The sequence below is a fragment of the Flavihumibacter profundi genome (assembly GCF_020076305.1).
In the GTDB taxonomy this organism is placed as follows: domain Bacteria; phylum Bacteroidota; class Bacteroidia; order Chitinophagales; family Chitinophagaceae; genus Flavihumibacter; species Flavihumibacter profundi.
On sequence record NZ_JAIQXE010000002.1, the window covers coordinates 218,041 to 238,888 of the forward strand.

General features: G+C 38.6%; 21 protein-coding genes. 11 read left to right on the forward strand and 10 right to left on the reverse strand.

Annotated elements, in window-relative coordinates:
- The first annotated feature begins 1 nt into the window (after window position 1).
- The 10 genes from LAQ65_RS10670 (at window position 2) to LAQ65_RS10715 (ending at window position 12,728) form a co-directional block, all read left to right on the forward strand.
- Complete coding sequence (locus tag LAQ65_RS10670; protein ID WP_224116952.1) at window positions 2–1,369, forward strand: McrC family protein; 1,368 nt, start codon at window positions 2–4, stop codon at window positions 1,367–1,369.
- Between the two features lie 309 nt (window positions 1,370–1,678).
- Complete coding sequence (locus tag LAQ65_RS10675; protein ID WP_224116953.1) at window positions 1,679–1,984, forward strand: helix-turn-helix domain-containing protein; 306 nt, start codon at window positions 1,679–1,681, stop codon at window positions 1,982–1,984.
- Window positions 1,984–3,528 carry a DNA recombination protein RmuC gene (gene rmuC, locus LAQ65_RS10680; RefSeq protein WP_224116954.1) on the forward strand — a complete coding sequence of 515 codons (1,545 nt, stop codon included), beginning with the start codon at window positions 1,984–1,986 and terminating at the stop codon, window positions 3,526–3,528. Before LAQ65_RS10675 ends, rmuC begins: the two co-directional genes overlap by 1 nt.
- A 2-nt stretch (window positions 3,529–3,530) precedes the next feature.
- Window positions 3,531–4,286, forward strand: coding sequence for a hypothetical protein (locus LAQ65_RS10685; RefSeq protein ID WP_224116955.1), 756 nt, complete (start codon window positions 3,531–3,533; stop codon window positions 4,284–4,286).
- 1 nt (window position 4,287) lies between these two features.
- A complete protein-coding gene (locus LAQ65_RS10690; protein WP_224116956.1) occupies window positions 4,288–6,390 on the forward strand; it encodes a site-specific DNA-methyltransferase in 2,103 nt (700 codons plus the stop codon).
- 5 nt (window positions 6,391–6,395) lie between these two features.
- Window positions 6,396–8,684 (forward strand): DEAD/DEAH box helicase, encoded by a 2,289-nt coding sequence (locus LAQ65_RS10695; RefSeq protein ID WP_224116957.1) that lies wholly within the window; start codon window positions 6,396–6,398, stop codon window positions 8,682–8,684.
- A gap of 3 nt (window positions 8,685–8,687) precedes the next feature.
- Complete coding sequence (locus LAQ65_RS10700; RefSeq protein ID WP_224116958.1) at window positions 8,688–8,906, forward strand: DNA modification system-associated small protein; 219 nt, start codon at window positions 8,688–8,690, stop codon at window positions 8,904–8,906.
- Between the two features lie 5 nt (window positions 8,907–8,911).
- Window positions 8,912–10,912, forward strand: coding sequence for an AAA family ATPase (locus tag LAQ65_RS10705; protein WP_224116959.1), 2,001 nt, complete (start codon window positions 8,912–8,914; stop codon window positions 10,910–10,912).
- 3 nt (window positions 10,913–10,915) lie between these two features.
- Window positions 10,916–12,511 carry an ATP-binding protein gene (locus LAQ65_RS10710; protein WP_224116960.1) on the forward strand — a complete coding sequence of 532 codons (1,596 nt, stop codon included), beginning with the start codon at window positions 10,916–10,918 and terminating at the stop codon, window positions 12,509–12,511.
- Window positions 12,512–12,530: 19 nt separating this feature from the next.
- A complete protein-coding gene (locus tag LAQ65_RS10715; protein WP_224116961.1) occupies window positions 12,531–12,728 on the forward strand; it encodes a hypothetical protein in 198 nt (65 codons plus the stop codon).
- 52 nt (window positions 12,729–12,780) lie between these two features.
- On the opposite strand, the gene LAQ65_RS10720 is transcribed toward LAQ65_RS10715, so the two are convergent.
- Both LAQ65_RS10720 and LAQ65_RS10725 read right to left on the reverse strand, forming a co-directional pair.
- Window positions 12,781–13,470, reverse strand: a complete 690-nt coding sequence (locus LAQ65_RS10720; RefSeq protein WP_224116962.1) for a DUF2441 domain-containing protein — start codon at window positions 13,468–13,470, stop codon at window positions 12,781–12,783.
- Between the two features lie 322 nt (window positions 13,471–13,792).
- Window positions 13,793–14,404: a hypothetical protein gene (locus LAQ65_RS10725; RefSeq protein WP_224116963.1), complete on the reverse strand. Its 612-nt coding sequence runs from the start codon at window positions 14,402–14,404 to the stop codon at window positions 13,793–13,795.
- Window positions 14,405–14,871: 467 nt separating this feature from the next.
- On the opposite strand from LAQ65_RS10725, the gene LAQ65_RS21165 reads away from it, so the two are divergent.
- The gene (locus LAQ65_RS21165) at window positions 14,872–15,054 is read left to right on the forward strand and encodes a winged helix-turn-helix domain-containing protein (RefSeq protein WP_224117733.1); all 183 of its coding nucleotides are present in this window, start codon (window positions 14,872–14,874) and stop codon (window positions 15,052–15,054) included.
- A gap of 650 nt (window positions 15,055–15,704) precedes the next feature.
- On the opposite strand, the gene LAQ65_RS10735 is transcribed toward LAQ65_RS21165, so the two are convergent.
- The 8 genes from LAQ65_RS10735 to LAQ65_RS10770 all read right to left on the reverse strand — a co-directional run bounded on the left by LAQ65_RS10735 (window position 15,705) and on the right by LAQ65_RS10770 (window position 20,802).
- A complete protein-coding gene (locus LAQ65_RS10735) occupies window positions 15,705–16,037 on the reverse strand; it encodes a LytR/AlgR family response regulator transcription factor (protein WP_224116964.1) in 333 nt (110 codons plus the stop codon).
- A gap of 7 nt (window positions 16,038–16,044) precedes the next feature.
- Window positions 16,045–16,704 carry a FecR domain-containing protein gene (locus LAQ65_RS10740; RefSeq protein ID WP_224116965.1) on the reverse strand — a complete coding sequence of 220 codons (660 nt, stop codon included), beginning with the start codon at window positions 16,702–16,704 and terminating at the stop codon, window positions 16,045–16,047.
- Window positions 16,701–17,621, reverse strand: a complete 921-nt coding sequence (locus tag LAQ65_RS10745) for a helix-turn-helix domain-containing protein (RefSeq protein WP_224116966.1) — start codon at window positions 17,619–17,621, stop codon at window positions 16,701–16,703. The genes LAQ65_RS10740 and LAQ65_RS10745 overlap by 4 nt, the downstream gene beginning before the upstream one ends.
- A 146-nt stretch (window positions 17,622–17,767) precedes the next feature.
- A complete protein-coding gene (locus LAQ65_RS10750) occupies window positions 17,768–18,190 on the reverse strand; it encodes a DUF5675 family protein (RefSeq protein WP_224116967.1) in 423 nt (140 codons plus the stop codon).
- 3 nt (window positions 18,191–18,193) lie between these two features.
- Window positions 18,194–18,421 carry a hypothetical protein gene (locus LAQ65_RS10755; protein WP_224116968.1) on the reverse strand — a complete coding sequence of 76 codons (228 nt, stop codon included), beginning with the start codon at window positions 18,419–18,421 and terminating at the stop codon, window positions 18,194–18,196.
- 56 nt (window positions 18,422–18,477) lie between these two features.
- The gene (locus tag LAQ65_RS10760) at window positions 18,478–19,056 is read right to left on the reverse strand and encodes a hypothetical protein (protein WP_224116969.1); all 579 of its coding nucleotides are present in this window, start codon (window positions 19,054–19,056) and stop codon (window positions 18,478–18,480) included.
- A gap of 439 nt (window positions 19,057–19,495) precedes the next feature.
- On the reverse strand, window positions 19,496–19,816 hold the full coding sequence (locus LAQ65_RS10765) for a LytTR family DNA-binding domain-containing protein (RefSeq protein WP_224116970.1): 321 nt from the start codon (window positions 19,814–19,816) through the stop codon (window positions 19,496–19,498).
- A 344-nt stretch (window positions 19,817–20,160) separates the two neighbouring features.
- Window positions 20,161–20,802, reverse strand: coding sequence for a hypothetical protein (locus LAQ65_RS10770; RefSeq protein WP_224116971.1), 642 nt, complete (start codon window positions 20,800–20,802; stop codon window positions 20,161–20,163).
- Between the last annotated feature and the right edge of the window lie 46 nt (window positions 20,803–20,848).

Here is a 20,848-nt window from a genome sequence, read left to right on the forward strand (position 1 = left end):
AATGGCGTTACTCTTTGAATATGGCAAATGGGAAAGCACTAAAAACAAAAGTGCATTAAATCAAATGTTGAAAGACATTTGGATGCAGCGCCTTTTTGTTGCCATAGATTCTGAATTAACAGAAGATCAAATAGATAATCATTATCAACCATTCTTGCAATTTGATGACTATCAAATAAGGGCAAACAATTTTGTAGGATTTATACAAAATGGTGATGAAATAATTGAGATATATCCAAAAGTATTTCGAGAACATTTTCAGAATCCTTCCGAAAGTGAAAAGATGTTAATGCTTCGCCATATTTTTTATTGGTTTAGCTACTGCCGAAAATGGAATTTCCCTTTTAGCCAAGCATCACTTGATACATTTGATATTGAAGATTTTCCAGAACTAATCATAAACTTAATAGCCAATCAATTTTTAGAAATTGTTTCTAAACAACCATTGACTATGTACCAGCAGCAGGAAGAAGCATTAGTTACACCAAGAGGTTCAATAAATTTTAAGAGATATATCGCTAAAAGTTTATCATACGGTAATTATCAAGCTATAGAATGTAATTACGAGCAATTTCTTTTCGACAATACAGTAAACAGAGTAATTAAATATTGTACAAGATTGTTGATGAAGCAAACAAAGTTTTCGGAAAATTTGCGAATGCTACAAGAAGTGGTTTTCATTTTAGACGAAGTTGAAGACTTATATTGCACTAATACTGACATAGACAAAATCTCTCTTAATACATTCTTTGATAATTATTCTAAATTACTTCATAGTTGCAAACTTATTCTAAGTCAGCAACTATATTCTAATAACCCATACGAACTTTCTCAATGGTGCCTGCTTTTCCCTATGGAGTATATTTTTGAAGATTTCCTTGCAGGTTTTTTGGAAAATAAATTTTCTAAGGACTGGAATGTTGAGTATCAAAAGTCTGACGAGTATTTATCAAATGTTCCGAAAGTATTTAACATGCAACATGACATTTTTCTCACTTCACGACATGGAGAAAAAAGAAAAATTATCGTTGATACGAAATACAAACTTCGTCAAGCTAATTTCAAAACCGATCCCAAGAAAGGGGTTTCACAAACTGACCTTTATCAAATGGTGAGTTATGCTTTAAAAAGAGGTTGCACGGACATACTCTTGGTTTACCCCAATATTTCCGCAAATATAAATCCTCCAGACAAATTTGAAATCATTTCAGGTTTCAGTGGAGCTGATACTATAATAATAAGAGCAATTGAAATTCCCTTTTCTTCGCTGACTGACTTTCCTGGGCTTGAAGCTAAATTATTTGATGTATTGGAAAGAAATTTAACATCAATCCATGATGACTCTTTTAATAACAAAACTGACTCCTGATGTATGCTTCCCAGTAAACTTTGCGACGAAGTGGTATAGTATCGAGTGAATTCCTGGTATAATTCCCACTGAAATAAATGGTAAACTATTTCTTGAAATATCTATGCTCCTTGCCTTTGCCCGTTCCTGATACCTTTTTTCATTGCATCTCCTTAGCCTCCAACAAGGGCTTTTTTGTTTTTCCTATCCTCCCCTTTGGGGGAGTTAGAGGGGGCTGTTGTATTCTTTGCAATCCTGCAAAATAAGTTGGTACACTCTTTCTCTTATTTGTTTATATTAGCCAATATTTGACAAGTCAACATTAAGACAATGGAAAGCCAGTTTGGTGATAAAATACGAGCACTCAGAGAGCAGCAACATTTGTATTTGCGGCAGGTAGCCCCATTGCTTGAAATGGATACGGCTCAGTTGAGTAAAATCGAAAAAGGATTGCGGCAACTGAAGCGGGAACAGATACCCGCCATTGCCCATATTCTCAAAGCCGATGTAGATGAATTGTTGACACTTTGGCTCTCCGACCAAATTTATGCCGTGGTGAAGGATGAGAAACTGGCCAATGAAGCCATTCAGGTAACAGAAGAAAAAATCAAATTTAAAAAGAGCAAACGGAAATAATGGAAACCACCTTACTCATAATCATTGCTGTATTGCTTCTGATAGCAATAATATTAATCATTGTATTCCGTAACAAAGGCAATAACGAGTTACCACAACTGCAAGCCAAAGTTGGTGAATTGCAAAGCAGTCTCTCCAAGATTGAAACCAATCTCAAAGAAGATTTCAGAATAAACAGGGAAGAAAACACAGCTAACGCAAAAATAAACCGGGAAGAATTGAACAAAGCCATAGGCGATTTCAGAACGGAGATTATGACTGCCGTGAAAACCATGACGGATCAAAACAATACGGCATTGGAGAAACTGAATCAAACTCTGGAGCAGAAAGTATCGGCTCTCATTGAAAAGAATGAGAAAAGTTTCAAAGCGTTTACAGATGGTAATACTACTCAGCTTGAAAAAATTGAAAGGAAGGTAGAGGAAAACTTAAAAGCCCTGAACGAACAAGCCAAAACCGATAATAACTTAATGAGGGAAGCATTGGTCAATGCCTTCAAAGGATTTCAGGAAACCTTCGATAAAAACGTAAAATCATTCAACGACCTGCAAAAGGAGAAGTTTCAATTGATGGAAACAAAACAGAATGATTTAGTAAAAGGAACTGAAACAAAACTGGATATTATCAGGGCAACTGTAGAAGAAAAACTGGAGAAAACCCTCAGTGAAAGACTGGGTCAAAGTTTTGAAACAGTAGGCAAGCAATTGATTGAAGTACAAAAGGGCCTTGGTGAAATGCAAACCCTTGCTCAGGATGTGGGTGGTTTGAAAAAAGTATTGAGTAATGTAAAAATGCGTGGTGGCATTGGTGAAGTGCAACTGGCCATGTTGCTGGAGCAAATACTGGCACCTGACCAGTATGAGGCAAACGTAAAAACAAAAGCAAGCAGCAGCGATTTGGTAGAGTTTGCCATTAAGCTGCCTGGCAGAGATAATAACGATAAGCAGGTTTGGTTACCGGTAGATGCCAAGTTCCCTAAAGATGTTTATGAGCAGCTGCAAACAGCTTACGACAATGCCGATATAACGCAAATTGAACTGGCTCAAAAAAATCTGGAGAACACCATCAAAAAGATGGCAAAAGACATTAGTGATAAATATTTAGACCCGCCTCATACCACCGACTTTGGTATCATGTTCCTTCCCTTTGAAGGCATCTATGCAGAAGTAGTGCGTAAAGCAAGTTTACTCGAAGATTTACAACGCAACTATAAAATAATTGTTACCGGACCTACCACTTTAGCCGCTATACTCAACAGCCTGCAAATGGGCTTTAAAACATTGGCGATACAAAAACGAAGCAGCGAAGTGTGGCAGGTTTTAGGTGCGGTGAAGAAGGAATTTGAAAATTTTGGCGGCTTAATGCAAAAAGCCCAAAAGAATATACAAACCGGTCTCGATCAATTAGACGATGTGATGGGTAAACGAACCAAAGCCATACAACGAAAACTACGCAGTGTGGAATCGTTGAATGAAGCGGATGCAAAATTGATATTATCGGAAATTACAGATGCCGATTTAATGGACGATGAAACTGAAAACTAAATATGCCCAAAGAGCCACATCCATACATAGAAAAGCACTTTGATACTTCCAGGCCCTGGCAGTATTTAATCATTGGTACATTTCCACCTAACAAAGAAGTAAGGGAAGGCAAAAAATCATTGACGGATTACTTCTATGGAAACAAAGGTTCTTTATGGAAAATATTGGGCAAGATTTATTCTGAATTTGATTTTGAAAGCGGAACTAGGAAGCAATTAATCGTGCAAATGAAAGCTTGGCAATTGAAATATAATGTAGGTATAACAGATACATTAATTTCAGTTTCAAGGAAAGATATAAAATCAGCAGATGATGCGGATTTAATTTTAGAACATGAAGATTACTACCATAAGCTTAAAGAGTACATTCTGGCAAATAATGATAAGATAGAATTCATTCTCTTTACTAGTAGTGCGGGTTGTAACTCTGCCTTTGAAACCTTTAAAATAATTATGGGTACAACTATTACTAAAGTAAAAGCTAAGCTAATTACCAATTTGCCTTCGCCATCGGGCAGCTCCAATACTTCCTGGTTTAATGTGAATAATGAAGCAACACTTGGTTTGCATCCTGATTTTTTTGCTTTTATCAAAAGTGAGCAAAAGGAGCACCTTCCATTTTTTCAACTACGCTGGAATTTGAAGAAAAAGAAAAAGGCCGAAAAGTCGAAAGATGAATTGCCTAAAACACCGAAAGGATTGGTAAACGATTTTAAAGTTTGGAGTTATAAAAAAGTACTCCCTAAACAAATTGCATGAAATGAAAAAAACTGATCTCATACATAAACTTAAACAGCTACAAGGCATTTCTGATGAAGAAAGGGCCTACCTCATTAATTTGGTAAACACCAAAAAGAAATACGGCCTTGTTTGGGAAGATAAACCCGAGGATATGGAAGAACAACTGCGTGAAAACCTGCCCGTGTTAAAAGAGGTGAAGGAACGGGCTATCATTAATGGAGAAGAACACCCCAACCATATTTTGATAGAAGGAGATAACCTGCATGCCCTAACCGCACTTACGTTTACACATGAAGGTAAGGTTGATGTGATATATATAGATCCGCCTTACAACACAGGGGAAAATGATTTTAAATACAATGACAGTTACGTTGATAAAGAGGATAGTTTCAGACATAGTAAGTGGCTATCATTTATGAGTAAAAGACTTCAAATAATGAAGCGACTGTTATCAGATAAAGGAGTTGCAATTATTCATATTGATGAAAATGAATTTGATGTTTTGTCGCTACTTCTGGAAACCGAGATATTTACTGAGAGAGACTGTTTAGGTTATATAGTCTGGAATAAAAAGAATCCAAAAGGTGATGCAAAGGAAATAGCCACAATGCATGAATACATTTTTTGTTTTGCGAAGAATAAAACGGAATTTTTAACTCTTGAGAACACGTTAAAAAGACAAAAGCCAAATGCACTTGAGATATTAAAAAAGGCAAAAACACTTTTTAACAAACTAGGAAAGAAGTCTATTCCAGATGAAGTTAAAGAGGTCATCAAGCCATTTAATTATTCAAATGAAATCTTAAAAGACTTTGAGGTAGAATATGATCTTCAACTTATAAATAAAGAGTTCCAGTCTTGGATTGATAGACAGGCGGACTTCTCAGAAGGTGAAAAAGCATATAAATTCATTGATGAAAACGGTGAAGTGTTTCAAACCGTATCAATGGCGTGGCCTAATAAGGAAGAAGCTCCTGCTGATTATTTCATTCCTCTTATCCATCCAATTAATAACCTGCCTTGTCCTATACCAGAAAGAGGTTGGAGAAATCCTTCCGCTACTATGAAAAACCTTTTAGGCGATAAAGAAGCAGTCATCCTACCTGGTGGTATGGTTATAAAAGGAGAAATAACCTTTACTATAAATAAGAAAGGGGAAAATAATCAACCGAGAAGAAAATACTTGTTAAGAAATAACATGTTGGAAAATACCCCGTCAATATTTAATTATGGTGCAAGTGATGATTCCTTTTTTACCTCTATCGGATTAGAATTTCCATATGCAAAGCCTGTAGAAGTTGCAAAGTATCTGATTTCATCAATTCATCCAAGTCCTAAAGTCATATTAGACTTTTTTGCTGGTTCAGGAACAACATTACATGCTATTCTTGAGCTGAATAGGGATGGAAAATATCGGCAAGGGATAATTGTCACGAATAACGAGGTTGATGAAAAATCAGAAAAAAAATTGGCTAAGCGAGGTATTGTGAAAGGGACGCCAGAATATGAAATAGAAGGGATATGTCGAAAAGTTACATATCCGAGAATTTCAAAATTAATAAGTGGTTACACTTCATCAAATGGCGATGTAATAGAGGGGCTGCAAAAGGCAAATTTCCGATATTTTAATTGTTCTTTTTTAAATAGGGAGCCCTCCCTCAAGAACAAGAAAGAAATTACCCGCCTGGCTACCGAACTACTCTGCATTAAAGAGGATATTTATAGTGAGCAAAAGCAAATAGGTGGTTACCAGTTAAACGCCACTTACGTTCGCTGTTTTCAGCAAGGTCAATTATACCTGCTGGTTATTTACGATGAGGATTTAATAGAGCAAATGGTAGAAGTAATACAAAGTGTGGTTACTGCCGATACCGACCGCAACATTCATTTTAAAGTATATGTATTCAGCAATGGCCAGTATCCCTACACCGAGGAGTTTGAAGAAGTGTTGCCTTACATAACACTTTGTGCCTTGCCTGATGCCATATACAAGGCATACCAGAATGTACTGCCCAAACGGCAGCGCCAGCAAGTGCCCGAACTGGAAGAACCAACAGCTGAGGATGTTGAAACCAGCTTACAGTATGCTCCTAACCCTAATTTATTCAACCAAGTCCGATAAATAGCATGATTACATTAAAGCCATACCAACAGGAAGCCGTTGAGGGTTTGGTTAAAGATACCTTCAAATTACTGAAAGCACCGGGTGCCCGGCAGAAAATGGTTTTCAAAGCACCAACAGGTGCCGGTAAAACGGTATCAATGGCTGCTTACCTTAATCGCCTATGCGAAGAATTGCCCGACAAGTTGGATATACCGCAACGGCAGGTAGCTTTTATTTGGATTGCACCGAACCAATTGCATCTGCAAAGTTTTAATGCGTTGAAAAACTACTTTGCAGAATTGAGAAGCATTAAGCCTATCCAATTTGAAGATATTACCGATGGCCGCATCAAGCCCAATGAAGTATTGTTTCTCAACTGGCAGTCAGTTAACAAGGAAGGCAATTTATACATCAAGGAAAATGAAAGTGATAAAACGCTGGTAAGCTATATTAACCAGGCAAGGCTGCACGATACAGAAGTCATTGTGATTTTGGATGAGGCACATTTATTTGCTTCAAAAGGCAAGTCTGCTCAGGAATTACTGCAAAAGATTTATGCTAAAATAGAAATTGATGTTTCTGCCACACCACTTTACACTTCCGATTATGGCTACACCATTAAGCGTGGCGATGTGGTGGAAGCAGAAATGATTAAGCAAGGTGTTGTTCTGAATCCCAAACTGGATGCTCATAACCAGCAAGGCCGTTCTTTGGAACAAGTGCTCATGGAATTGGCGCTGAAAAAGAAAGAGGAGCTTGCAGCAGCTTATAAAAAGCTGGGGTTAAATATCAAGCCTCTTTTGCTGATTCAATTGCCCAATGACTCCAAAACAGAAAGTGTACGAGATATTCAAATCAAAGAAGAAGTAACCACCTGGCTTGATGTAAAAGGCATTACAACCAAGAATAACCGATTGGCAGTTTGGCTTAGCAATGAAAAAACCAATCTGGAGGACATTGAAAAGCCCGATAGCATGGTAGATGTGCTGTTGTTTAAGCAAGCCATTTCATTAGGGTGGGATTGTCCCCGTGCAGCAGTGCTGTTAATATTCCGTGAAATACAGCAGGAAACCTTCACTATTCAAACCGTAGGTCGCATTCTGCGTATGCCAGAGCAAAAGCATTATCCTGATGCTGCACTCAATTACGGATATGTGTACACAGATTTGAGTAAAGACCAGATCATTATTGTGCAGGACGATATGGATTACATTGTGCAGAACAAAGCCATTCGTATTCAGCATTACAATCCAGTAGCTTTAAAATCCTACTACATCAACACCCGTCTTACCCGTAATCGTTTAGGGTCTAAGTTCCGCAAATGTTTGTACGAGGCTGCTGAAGAGTTTTTTGGGGTAACCCTTGATATTGAAAAATCAGGTGCAGAAGGTTTATATCACTACAATGCAAATAAGCTGAAATCGATGTTTATTGAATTGGATGTAAACAATATCGAAATCAAAATACCTAAAGATGTGCAATTGGTTGTGGAGGTGGGAGCTACTCAGGTTCACGACATGGAAAAGTTTGCCAAAACACAGTCAGAATTGGACATTCTGTTCCGGCAGTTCTGCCGTAACAATACGGGCAGTTATGCAAAGATTGACTCTACTCCTGTTTTGGAATTAGCCCTGAAGATGTTCTTTGAAGAATACTTATCCATGAACGAATTTGCCGCAGTTAAAATAAATTTGTTTGAGCAAAACAAACCACGTTTCATTGAGGTGATAGACCGGGCATTGGAAAAACACGAAGCACTGTTACAGCAAAAGGCAGCCCAAGCAACCAAGCAAATTGAAGAAAATGAATGGGATGTGCCGCCAGAAAAGATTTACAATGATAACTATACTGAAAAGGCTGCCGCAACACATGCTTTAGAGCCTTTTTACGAATACAAATCAGCAAGTACTCCTGAAAAACAATTTGTGGCATTTCTTGAAAATCATAAACAGCACATTGAATGGTGGTATAAAAACGGAGATAAGAATAAAGAGGATTTTGCTGTTACTTATGAAGACAGAGAAATGGTTACCCGGGGCTTTTATGTTGATTTTGTTATTAAACTAAAGAATGGCCCCGTTGCATTATTTGATACCAAGACACTGGATTCAGATCCTGAGTTTTGTAATAAGCACAATGCATTGCACCAATACATTTCAACACAAAGCACAATAGGCAAAAATTTATTGGGGGGTATCATTGTGCCAAAGGGTGAAGGCGTTTGGAAGTACTGCGATAACAAAATAACCAGTGCAAGGGATACAACAGGATGGATTTCCTTCGATCCTGCATTGGTAAATAAAACTGTATAAATCATGGCAAAAAAAGGATTAGACACCACATTCGTTCACTATGGCATCCGTAAGGAAGACATGGACTTAATTGAAGTGCTTTGTACCGAACACAAACTCGACTTTGATTGGGTAAAAGAAGACCTGCTAAAGGAGTTTCACGAAAAGAAAATCCGCAACCAGGAAATGGATGAGAAAGCCATTGAAAAGATAATTGATAAAGCACTGCTTAAAATAAAATAACTGCTATGCTGATAAAACGGATAAAAGCAAAAAATTTCAAAACCTATCTTAACCTCGATTTAGATATATCGGTTGAGCAGGATAGGCCTATCATTTTAATTGGCGGTGCAAATGGTGGCGGCAAAACCACTTTGTTTGAAGCTATTTATGGTGCTTTGTATGGCTTACACATCAATACAGCAAAACAATTCAATGAATTGTTGAATGCAGGTGCCTTAGGAAAGGAAGAAGAAAAGATTTTATTAGAGCTTCATTTTACAGGTAAAGTATTGAATGAGGAACAGCAATATGTATTGACCCGAACTTACATGTTGAATCCTTCAGGTAATCCGGTTGAAAGTGTAAAGCTCAACATGAACGGAACCATCTTTGTATATGGCACTGCCACCCCACCTGCCCAGCGTGCAGAGCAGGAAGCACAGGTAAACAAAATAATCAAGGCCAATCTCCCTCAGGAGCTAAGTCGCTATTTTCTTTTTGATGCAATGGAGGCAGGAAACCTGTTGAAGGAAGACCAGTTGAACAGGGTTATTAAAGAGAACATTGAGAATGTTATGGGATTCAATAAGTATATGCAAATGAGTAAAAGTGCCGAGTCGCTTTTTCAGGCATATACTGCTCAGCGGTTAAATGTCGAAAAGGAGAAGCTGGAATATTTGCAGTTGGTGGACGAAAAGAAAAAGCATCAGGAAACTCTGGCAAATTATGAAACGCAATTGCAGGATGCCTTGCAATACGCTGTATCAAACAAAGAACTATACGATAATCTTAAAAGTGGCTTAAACCAGGAAATCACCATTAAGAATAAAATTGAGCAAACCAAGTTACAGATTGAAAACATCCATAAAAAAGAGGGTATTTACCGGGATGAGTTAGATGAGTTTGTGAAAGAGATGGAGTTAAATGTTTGCCTTCCAAAATTGATTGAGGCAGTCAAATCAGAAATTAACCTCATCCTTAAAGTTAAAAGTGAACAGGAACAAAAGCAGAACAGCAATATTCTGCCAGAGCAAATTGAAGCCATCAGTAAAACTATTGTTCAGTATTTGAAGGAAAACAATTTATTACTCAAGGAAATAACAGTACCTGAATTGGTGGATTATGTAATGGCCTCCTCAACCAAAGTGCAAACCAATGACCAATATGCGTTTTTGGAATTTTCGGAAGTAAAGGCTTTAGAAGGCTTATTGAATACCAAGACCAGTAATGTGTTCCCATCATTAAATCAGCAGCAGGTTGAATTGAATGTTTCCCTGAATCAAATTCCTATGCTCGAAACACAAATTGAGAACATGAAGGCTCAAATTACGGGCAGAGATTATGTGTTACTGAAGGCATACGAGGATAATGAAAACAACATCAAGAAACTGGAAATAGCTATTGCTGATACAAAAGCAGAAATAGTTAAAATAGAAAAAAGGTTACATCAATTCGATATTCAAACAAGTCAGGAACCTGACCCCAAATATGAAGCACTCGGTAAGCTGAAATTGTTTTTTGAAGATGTAGCCAACCGTTTGCTGAAGGTGAAAAAGCAGCAGATAGAGCTAAAGATGAAGCAAGATTTGAATATCAACCTGGCAGCCTACAGGGATGTCATTGATAGAGTTGAACTATCAGAAAATCTGAAAGATTTAACATTCAAAATATTTCATAAAGCAGGTAATGAAATTTATCTAAGCCAATTAAATACAGCATCAAAGCAAGTGGTTATTCAAGTTCTCCTGAAATCTCTGCATGAGTTTGGCGATTACGACCCACCAGTAATGATTGATACTGTAATGGGTGTATTGGACGAAACAAGTCGTGCTATTGTCCTGGAAAATTATTTCCCTGATTTATCGCAGCAAACCATACTGTTGAGTTCTGACAGTGAGATACGCATTGGCAAAGACCTTGAAAAAATAGAACCCTTCATTTCCAAGTCGTTCACTTTACAACGTGATAGAGAAAGGCAGTTGACAGATGTTACAGATGGTTATTTTGGTATAACATTAAAAGATTAAGAAATGAGTGTAATAAACTTACAGAATATAAGACAGGCAGAGGGTTTATTGGAGGAACTCCACGAAATCCGTAACAAAATTGAACAGCGGATAAACCTTGAAAAATACTCCAAAACTCAAAAGCCGGTTTCTCTGAACGGAAATAAGATTATGCGTATTTGCTTATTAGCTGGTCTTTCCAATAAAGAGCAACGGGAATTAAATTCGATTGAACAAATTCAGCTCTCAAAGACAAGCAATAGGATTTTTGAAACCCTTTTTACACTACATAACCTTGGGAATGCTTATTCAGCCTTATTGAAAATGCGATATCATGGATTGCCGGTTGATTGGGAAAATGTAGTTCTGAAGAGTAAAATCATTAATGCTGAGATACAGAGAGGAAAAGATGTTTTACTGAAAGATGATGTTTTGGAAGATTGGTTACTAAACGCCACAACATCAGCAAGAGGCGGCAAGGCAGGTGCCATTCCTTTCCTCAATTTGAATATTGGCACTTACGAAGATGACATTCCGGCAACCATAAATCTGAATGGCAGAGATATTCCGAATACGCAAATATTGGTTGCAGGTACAACAGGTTCCGGAAAGTCCAATTTATTGGCCGTGCTTCTAAACGAGATTAGGACACTTTCCATTGAAAGTGCGTATCCTGTAAATTTCCTGTTGTTTGATTATAAAGGCGAATTTTCAGACCCGGCAAACAACTCATGGCTTTCCCTTTTTGAAGCTGATAGAACTGCCATACTCGATCCTATTCTATCGCCTTTGCCATTTACCCCCTTTAAAGACTTCACGAGTAAAGCACAGAATGAAATTAACCTTTACTCAACTGAATTGGCAAATGCACTTTGTGCAATTGACAGAGCATCCATTAGTGCCAATATGAGTAACCGGCTTTCTGAAGCCATCATTAATTCATATAAGCGTACTTCTAACTTGCCCGTAACATTTGAAATTATTTTAAAGGAATACACGGCACTACAGGTTGAGAAGGACAGGCAAAAAGATGATAGTGTAAAGTCGGTGCTAAAACAGTTGATACGTAACAACTTGTTTGCCACAGAAGACAGGATAGACCTGATTAAAGATAGCTATATCGTAAAGATGGATTCTTTTCCAAAAGACGGTCCCATTGCAAAGGCAATCGTGTACTTCATTGTATCTAAACTCAATACAATTTATGAAAAGCTGGCAAAGCAGGCTGTTGATGAAGACTGTGTTGAATTGAGACATTTTACCATTATTGATGAAGCGCACTACATGCTTGGTTTTGACAACAAACCACTTCGTGATCTAATTGCAGTAGGCAGAAACAAAGGTTTGAGCATTATTCTGGCAACGCAAAACATGGATAGTTACAAGAGTGAGTATTTTGATTTCTATGCGAATGCTCAATATCCCCTAATCATGAAACAGCAGTCTATTAATGATGGAGTAATAAAAGATTTGTTTGGCGTTTCAGGCAACGAATTTCAGGAAATCAAACAAGCTATTGCAGGTTTGCAAAAAGGTGAGCTCATCATAAAAAATCCTACAGCAATTGCTTTGGGAATGGGCAAAAAATACAAGAAAATCAAAGTAAGACACCTGATTTAAGAACGACAATGTAAAACTTATGCAGCAGATTCAACTCAATATTATCCCATTCAAACCTTTAGTAGATAACCAAACCTTTGCTTTCTATGACGAGAAGCAGAAGGGGTTTGCTCCTATCTATTGGGATAAATTGTTTGAATCGTTGCCCGAAGGCAGTGAAGCCAAATACAAAAATTATTACAATGATTTTCAACCCGCCAGACAGGGTGTCATTTAGCCCCATCCTGAATTTCAAGTGTTCGTATTTGTTTTAATTTGCCTGAATAAAATTAAATTGGAATTAGCATACATTTTCCTTGAAATAAATATTCAAAAAGAGGCGCCCCCATTGAATTTCCCATCCAATAATTTTCAACTTGTTGATTCGCTTGTTTAATTGTAAATTTTGAAGGAATTGTGTCAAGCCAATTCATATCTGCTTTAAATAATGAATTTATTTCAAGCAGTTTAACTTCACAAATTGTTCCTATTCTTATATGGTTATTAATATAATATTTGCAACTCTCAATATTGTCAAATAAGAAGAATGATTTTTGTCGACTAGGCTTGTCCGGGTAATTTAGAAGGCGAATGTCTTCTAAAATATGTTCCCATAAATAATATCCTTTTTCAAAAAATGAAATACCAATTTTGTCAATTTTTTCAACAAGAAAAATTAAATCACTTTCTTCTATAAATAAATTCCTATGATTAATATTTTGGGTTAACTGTAGAATTTCAAATACACCGTTATTTGATCTTGGCAAATTTCTTAAATACTCATTGCCAAACATTGCCAGATTATTGTTTAAAGTAAAGTAAAAATCGAATGGGAGGTCAAGTTCTTTGGATGATTGAATAATGCAGTTTAAAAATTCAAAATGCCTGTCTTTATCGACTAGCGTCAAACTATAGTTTGTGGTTTTAGTGTCAATTATAACATCTGAAGATAAACTTTCAACAACTTTAAAATATTTCATTTGTTTATTTTTCGCAGGGTCTAATATGATTATGTAGTCAACAATCAGTAATAAAGAACTTTTTGCATTTAACAATACAGAGAATATGGCAACAAGGATGCATAATATTTGGCACCAATGAATACAGGACCAGAGAAAATATTGTCAGTATTTAGTTCTGAGAAAATGGATTGCCGGTTTTATAATCGATAGCAATTTCCAGTTAAGTTAATAACCGCACACCTATTGTGTAGTCGATCCTGTAATGCAGCGGGTAAAACTTCATCATTTAACATCTACACGTTAGAGTTTTTTGGGGAGGTCAGGGGAAGCCAAATGTATTTTATACGGATTCAAAAAACTGAATCGCAAATTTGCAGAATTCAATTATTATTTCTTTGTCAACATCAAATTCCTTCCTTGATCCCAGGTAATTGTTAGACTTTTCATGGATTTCTTTACCCTCTAGTAGTTCTTCAACTGTAATACATTTAATATGCTTTTTTGAGACTAAAACAATATAAGCATTTGTATAAGGATAATTTTTAGCCAGGTCTTTTTGCGAAAAGCACCCATTCGCGCGAAACTTTACTTCTATGAAATGAACATCTTTTGTGTTTGGATTCTGAATTACAAAATCTGGCATTCGCTTAATATCTTCTGCAACATCAGAGCGAACTCCTTTCAATAATTCCATTATTCCAGGTATTGTATTTTCCATTCCATACCTAAAAACATTATAACCTAAACTTAAAAACAATTCCTGAATTAAGGTTTCCGCAATTCTTCCTTTTATCATGCCATAGCGAAAATTTCTATCACGTTCAGATAATCCTGAATTGTTGGCAGAAGGAACGGATACTTCAGATTTTCCATCCAATTGTCCTGTAAAGCATTTGGAACATAACCCACCATTGTATTTAGTATAGGAACCGCAAGCTGAACATTCTGCCATTTAGTAGTAAGTATTTGATTTAAGCTGAAAGATATATTACCACTTCCTATTATGAAAGTGAGATAATAAATATTTATTCACTTAATATGATTTTCTTTATAGGTTGAATATTTTTGTCAATTTACCGCAGATAAGGTAACAACCAGCCAACTAAAATGTAAATTGGATAAATTGAAATCCTTATTACCTTTCAAACATTGAAAATTACAGTGTTACCATAAGGGTGACTCATCCGGAACTGGTACTAAGGCCGGGGCATACATTTCAAAATACTGGTTGTAGGGTGTTTTAATTGCGGTTATATCTTGGAGGTATAAGGGATGGGTGCTACTTTTATAAGTATGCGCTATTATATACCCACCGATTAAACAGATTATGAAGGAACATTTCAGCTACAATTACGATGAACTTTTTGACCCAACTCTTGCTGCTTTGCATAATCTTGGGGGGTCAGGTTCAATTGATAAATTGAAAATCAGGTTGCGAAGGACTTGAATTTAAGTGCTGATCAGGTCAATGAAAAGTTCAAAGGCAATACTACAAAACTCGGGTATCGGCTTTCGTGGTCCAGGTATTTCTTAAAGAGATATGGTTTGTTGGAAAGCTCAGTCCGGGGTATTTATTCTTTATTCAAGCAATTAATAGATTAAAGGGGGTAAAAAATTTCCCTAACTATTGGTTGTGCGTAATTCCTTCGTCAAAAATCATCAGGACTTCAAACAAGATTTCAAAATTTATGTAATAGAATCTCAACTGCGGTTAACGTAAATAACAGATATGATTTACTGAGACCAGTTTAAGATAGAAATGAGATACATATTGGTGGTAATAGAAACTATGATCATGTTTTAGAAAGCATTGAATTCGGCGTCATTAATGGCAAGCATATTCTATTAGTTGATGATGTAGTTACATTGGGAAGGTCATATAGGATTATTGCAAATCATCTTATGACCATAGGGGCTAGAAGTGTAAATGGATTCATGCTAGCAAAAACCCATTGGCTTGAAGAGGAACAGCAAATAATTTAAATATATTAAATATGTAACATTTAGCAGTTGATCCGACAGTTGAAGATTTTTCTTTTTCAAAAGGATTTGGGTTTAAACTAAGGTAGCCGATGAGGTCTAGATCAAGGTCTACTTTTTAGCCAGGTTAAGTGATTCTATAAAAGTTTGCATGGGTGTTTTACCAAAACAATATCTGACGCCAGTCGGCTATAGAACTCGGTACCATGATGCGTTACATGCGTATTAAAGGTATTTCATTCCTGAAATATTCTGAAAACGATTGTGTTCCCCTACCTATACTTTATGAACATCTCCTGCATCTTCTCCTTCGCCTTCCTCGAAACCGGCAGCACCCGCCCGGCCACCTTAATCTCTGCCTTCCCAATAAAATTTACAAAATCCATCGAAACAATATACCGCTTATGGATTCTAAGGAAACGCCCCTTCGATAGCGTTTCTTCAAACCTGCGTATACTGGCGTATATCGTATAACTCCTGGTTTCAGTAACGATCTTGCATAACCGCTTGTCAGATTCTATATACTGGATACTGGGTACCGGAACCCGTTCAAGCCCGGGCCCAAATGGTATCAGCAATTCTTCCCTTTGCATAATGGTATTCATTTGGAAGCTATTGATTTGAATGAAAAACTACCGGATTTACACTGTCTCCAAGCACCGTAACCGGGCCCTCGGGCAGCTCTATGGACATTTTCCCTGATTTTACCTTGAATGGGCCATCCTTCGAAGCGGCTATTTCAAAACTGGCACTTCCCCACAGCCATACCTTCCTGTCGTACCAATACCATTTTGTTGAGTACCCCAGCTTCGAATGCGGATGCAGTTCTACACGTGTGCCATCGGACAGTTTTATAATCCTTGACTCTCCGCTGGCTTCTTCAATTTTATTCACCTTGTCAATGCCATCCACTTGCTGCATCCAATGCCGCAAGGGAGTCAGGGGCACCAGTTGATCAATGGCAAGTATGATCAATAATCCTATCCCTGCTATGCGAAATATCTTCCCTGACCGGCTTCTTTTTTTAGGCTCCTTTTTCGTATGATCATTGATCAGTTTGATTATTCCCGCACCCACGCCACCCCTGGTGGCCGATATCAGCAGGTCAAACAACCGTTCATTGGCCTCACTTTCGTTTAACCACTCGTCCAGCTCATCCTTTTCCTCCTGGGTGGCGATCTCCAGGAAGAAATGTTGTATGATGGCCGATGCCCTCTGGTTCAGGTTCGCATAAGGCGCAACCGCTTCGATTTGTTCCTTATAACTTATCATAGACTATATTTTTGCCGCCATTCGGCGGGGGTGAGACCTGTAACATGACCAAAATTTTTATTGAACGTCCCCTTATTCTTGTAGCCAACTTCTTTGGCTATTTCGCTGACTAGTTTACCGGATTGCACCAATAAATTCTTAGTCAGCTCCATCCGCAATAAGTTCTGCCGCTTGGCCATTCCCATACCAAAGTAATCAGCAAAAGCTATTTTTAGGGCATTTTCATTTAAACCCACCTGCCTGGAAATTTCCTTAGTAGTAAGGTCTTTCGAAAGGTTCCGTTGTATGAACTTATCGGCCGCCAGCGCATAATCAAGATGATATACCTTGGGGTTTAATCTTCTACCCCGCAATATAGATTCTTTCAACAGGTAGGCTATGCTAATCAATTGTCCCGTTAACCATTCATCAGGTGATCCCAATATTTTTGGTGGATGCAATAATTCAGACACCTGGGCCTGTATCATTTCTGTGAATTCGTAACGTCCTTCTTCAAAGCCCTTTAATTGCAGGCGATTGGCCAGGGGGTCTATATTAAACAACAGGTAACGCACTTTAAGTTGTGCTTTCAGGGCGATTGTATAATCGCGGGACCGAAACAAACAAATAACGCCCCTGGTCACCACAATATCTTCTGAAAGCCCCTCCTTTAATACAAGGTGCCCATCCAGCATCAGCATCATTTTTAAACCCTCAGATTCATGCTCTTTCCTCAACTCCACTTCGGGTTCTAACGCATATGAATACTGGTAAAGCGAGCCGTCTGTACTACCGTACTCATGTACCGTGACCCGGCCCATGAACACATCTGCTGAAAGCACAGAACGCGGTCTCAGGCTGTCTGTTGCATTGGTGTCAACATCCAGGGGTCTAAGGTTAATCCTGCCAAGCCGGTTATGTGAAAGTTGTGTCAGCACGATAGTTTCTTTAAGCTAGAATTAGATTTGCATTTAGTAAAATATTTTGAAGCCGAATTTTGCCTTTTGAAAAAAAACTCCCGAAATCATACATCCTGGTAATAAATCCCCCGGCCAGGATTGGCCAGGGGATGATGTGATCAACGCTACGTCGTATGTCCGTACCGGTCAGATAGCCGACTGATACGTAACCATACTTCCTCTTCATTTTCCATGCTTTCACAGACCGTTTTCATCAGTGCTTTGAAAGCGGTCACTGAGTCTTTACCGATGCCCGGCGATACCGATTCCCGCACAGGTGCAATGCATCCCGCCAACTCTTTCAGTGCATTGTTGGCCTTGTGAATCAGTATCAGGCTGCGTTCTGGTACATTCATAACCTGCAGGTGCATGCGATGCCTTTTACTGAACCGTATCGCCAATGGATACCTGCCTTCTGGTATACAGGATATATTCCGCTGGTTTTTTCGCCAGGGCAACTCAATGGTAAAGCATAGAAAAATTCCCCCGCTGCTAAGAATACCATCCGTGCCCAACGGATAATATTCGCGCTCCAATAGCAGCTCCATAGATCAACCTTTTACCGCCACCTGGCTCACGGCACTGGCCACGGTTGCGGCAACGCCCAGGTAACTGGCGATGGTCACCACAATGGCTGGCAATGCAACCGGCGATGCCAGCAGCGCAGCACTGATAGCTGCCAGCGCAATGCCGATATTCCGCAGTTTTACAAAAAAGGGTGGCGTCTCTGCCATGGCCCGCTCGGCCAGGCTTAATTTGTCCATATCAAATTGTTTCATAGTGTACATTGTTTTAGTGAATAATTAGTGTTCAATAGGTAGGATTACAAAACGGGTCATAGCACTTTTTCCAGTACTGTTATATTCTCCGGCATGTCCTTTGCCGTTACCCGCACCTTGGTACCTGCCAGTGAAGGGTTGGCTTGCTGGGTTGTGTAAATCCAGTCGTAACCATTTACGAGGCTCTGCTTGGCATCGCCTTCTTCGAGCTTAGTACCGTCAGGAGAAAACAAAGTGAACCGCACCGACTTCACGCGGAAATTATCCATCGCCTGTACAATGATCTCCCGGCCGACCACACCTTCGTACTCGTCAGTACGCAGGTCCGACAGTTTAGGCGCTTTATACGCATCCAGGAAAGCCACGTTGTGCGCCGATTGTGTTCCCTTACGCACGGCAGCATATTCCGCCATCAGTGCCGGGTTATTGGCTTTAACCGTTTTGGCATACAGGACAGCGCGTTGGAATTTTTCCTTCACCCCCAGCTGTGTGAGCTCTTCTTCAGGGGTTCCCTTCTTTGCCTTCTTGGGTAAACTCGCAATGATCGATTTATCACCCCGGTTTCTTAAAGAGTACTGTTTTCCGACTTTCCCGGCATAGCTAAACGTCAGGAAATTTCGATTGGTAGTTGCCATTTCTATTTGTTTTCATGTTAATAATTGGATTAAAGCGGCAACCGGTAATCGGGGAAATAACGGGGGCTGGCAGCGCGTTTGCTAATTCAGGACCGCTATCTATTTGTCTAAAAACTTTGCGTTTCGTGAAGACCTACAGCGAAAACCAATGCAGTTCATGCATGTTTTTAGCAGTTTTCCAGCAGTAAATCCGCAGTATTTCAGCAGTTTTCCAGCAGTCTTTAGGCTTTTGGCGACACCTTTTTAGCAGTTTTTCAGTTCTTTCTCGGCGCTTTCCCGGTTCTTTCCCGGCACTTACCCTACAGTTGCCTATCTGGGAATGGATGTTCCCATTTTGCTGCGTCGCAGGTCTTCCGGAAGGCCGGGCGGGGCCTCATCTCCCACCCGGCCATGAGGCTGTCCGGTGGACCTGTTACTGCAGTTAGGGAACTGCCATTGATCAGGTCGTGTTGTTGAATGCTTCAAGAACATTTTGGGAAAAGTTCCGGCCAATGGGTAACCGTAGATTTTCAATGAAGAGTTCATGGCGGTTAATCGCGGTTACCTGGCAGATGTTAACCGCAAAACTTCGGTGGATCTGCACCAGGTTTGCGAATTCAGGTTGCTCCAGCAACGCTTGAATACTGTGACTGATATTGTACATGCTCTGGCCAACATACATCCTGGTATGGCGGCCATTTGAACGGACATAAAGAATCGCTTCTAAACTGATTCTGTGCTGGGTGCTTTTTTCTTTGAATAGTACATAGTTTGTTTTCATAAAAAATTATTTCTATAACTATACCTATCCGAAAACACACCGCCAACTTTTTTTAACAATCTGACAAAAGATGGTAATAATCTGCACGATTCATGTAATAATCTGCATTTCGCCCACCCCAAAAAATAAAGAGGCCTTAAAAAAAGCCTCTTTATTTACTGGAAAATCGCTCCCGAAATTATACTAATCGCTCCCGAAATCGGACTTTTGGAAATTTTGTTTACACTTCGCCTGCGTTTACTCTTTATTTTTTTGGAGCATCACTGCTTTCAGTTTTGACATTAGCGCTAATTATAACACCGTAAGATTTGTCAGTGACGTTATACTCTTTAAAGAGTTTCTCTTTACTGATTACAGTAAATAACACCGTCCTTTCCTTGTGGTCCAACGAGCTTTATAGCATTAGTATCTTTATATACTGTTATTACTGCAATATCAGATGGTTGGTACGCATTCAGTTCAATCCTTGTTACATTCATACTGTCTATAAAAATTACAGGGTCGTTAAATAACTTTTTAAATCTGTTATTTGCCCTGTTAAAAATACTATAACACGATATTTTAATATCAATTGCTTCTATTGGTCTTTCAGAATAGTAACTTTCATCAACAGGGTATTGTGGTTTTCTGTTTGGGTCAATCTTAACAAAAAAGGAAATTGTGTCATTGCCTACATTCCAATAAGTTGAGCAACCTCTCGAGCCCCATTTTTCTGTAAGTTCTGGATATGTTTTAAACACTTCCTTTAAGGTCAGGTTTTGCATATCTATGGGCACTCCACCCGGTAAATTGCCCTTGAAGTCTTTTGTCAGCCTGATCTTACTTATGTAATCCGAGTTTTTGTCTTTTTGAAATATGACGCCTGGATATTTGTTTGAAGAATAACCTTTGCCGTTTACATATCGCGCATCTTGTCCGTAACAATTTTTTGGAAGGTCCATTTCTTCTACATCGACTGACTTCAAATTACCAGCTAGCTTTTTCAAATCCGTTAAAGTTGTCTGGCACAAACAAAATCCTGACAATGATATT

What these genes read in the sequence shown, in the direction of transcription:
- LAQ65_RS10760 (WP_224116969.1), bottom strand. Translation starts at nt 19,056, where the DNA reads ATGGCAACTACCAATCGAAATTTCCTGACGTTTAGCTATGCCGGGAAA.
- LAQ65_RS10735 (WP_224116964.1), bottom strand. Translation starts at nt 16,037, where the DNA reads ATGAATACCATTATGCAAAGGGAAGAATTGCTGATACCATTTGGGCCC.
- LAQ65_RS10705 (WP_224116959.1), top strand. Translation starts at nt 8,912, where the DNA reads ATGCTGATAAAACGGATAAAAGCAAAAAATTTCAAAACCTATCTTAAC.
- LAQ65_RS10765 (WP_224116970.1), bottom strand. Translation starts at nt 19,816, where the DNA reads ATGAAAACAAACTATGTACTATTCAAAGAAAAAAGCACCCAGCACAGA.
- LAQ65_RS10755 (WP_224116968.1), bottom strand. Translation starts at nt 18,421, where the DNA reads ATGAAACAATTTGATATGGACAAATTAAGCCTGGCCGAGCGGGCCATG.
- LAQ65_RS10720 (WP_224116962.1), bottom strand. Translation starts at nt 13,470, where the DNA reads ATGAAATATTTTAAAGTTGTTGAAAGTTTATCTTCAGATGTTATAATT.
- LAQ65_RS10690 (WP_224116956.1), top strand. Translation starts at nt 4,288, where the DNA reads ATGAAAAAAACTGATCTCATACATAAACTTAAACAGCTACAAGGCATT.
- LAQ65_RS10695 (WP_224116957.1), top strand. Translation starts at nt 6,396, where the DNA reads ATGATTACATTAAAGCCATACCAACAGGAAGCCGTTGAGGGTTTGGTT.
- LAQ65_RS10670 (WP_224116952.1), top strand. Translation starts at nt 2, where the DNA reads ATGGCGTTACTCTTTGAATATGGCAAATGGGAAAGCACTAAAAACAAA.
- LAQ65_RS10725 (WP_224116963.1), bottom strand. Translation starts at nt 14,404, where the DNA reads ATGGCAGAATGTTCAGCTTGCGGTTCCTATACTAAATACAATGGTGGG.
- rmuC (WP_224116954.1), top strand. Translation starts at nt 1,984, where the DNA reads ATGGAAACCACCTTACTCATAATCATTGCTGTATTGCTTCTGATAGCA.
- LAQ65_RS10675 (WP_224116953.1), top strand. Translation starts at nt 1,679, where the DNA reads ATGGAAAGCCAGTTTGGTGATAAAATACGAGCACTCAGAGAGCAGCAA.
- LAQ65_RS10740 (WP_224116965.1), bottom strand. Translation starts at nt 16,704, where the DNA reads ATGATAAGTTATAAGGAACAAATCGAAGCGGTTGCGCCTTATGCGAAC.
- LAQ65_RS10685 (WP_224116955.1), top strand. Translation starts at nt 3,531, where the DNA reads ATGCCCAAAGAGCCACATCCATACATAGAAAAGCACTTTGATACTTCC.
- LAQ65_RS10715 (WP_224116961.1), top strand. Translation starts at nt 12,531, where the DNA reads ATGCAGCAGATTCAACTCAATATTATCCCATTCAAACCTTTAGTAGAT.
- LAQ65_RS10700 (WP_224116958.1), top strand. Translation starts at nt 8,688, where the DNA reads ATGGCAAAAAAAGGATTAGACACCACATTCGTTCACTATGGCATCCGT.
- LAQ65_RS10710 (WP_224116960.1), top strand. Translation starts at nt 10,916, where the DNA reads ATGAGTGTAATAAACTTACAGAATATAAGACAGGCAGAGGGTTTATTG.
- LAQ65_RS10750 (WP_224116967.1), bottom strand. Translation starts at nt 18,190, where the DNA reads ATGGAGCTGCTATTGGAGCGCGAATATTATCCGTTGGGCACGGATGGT.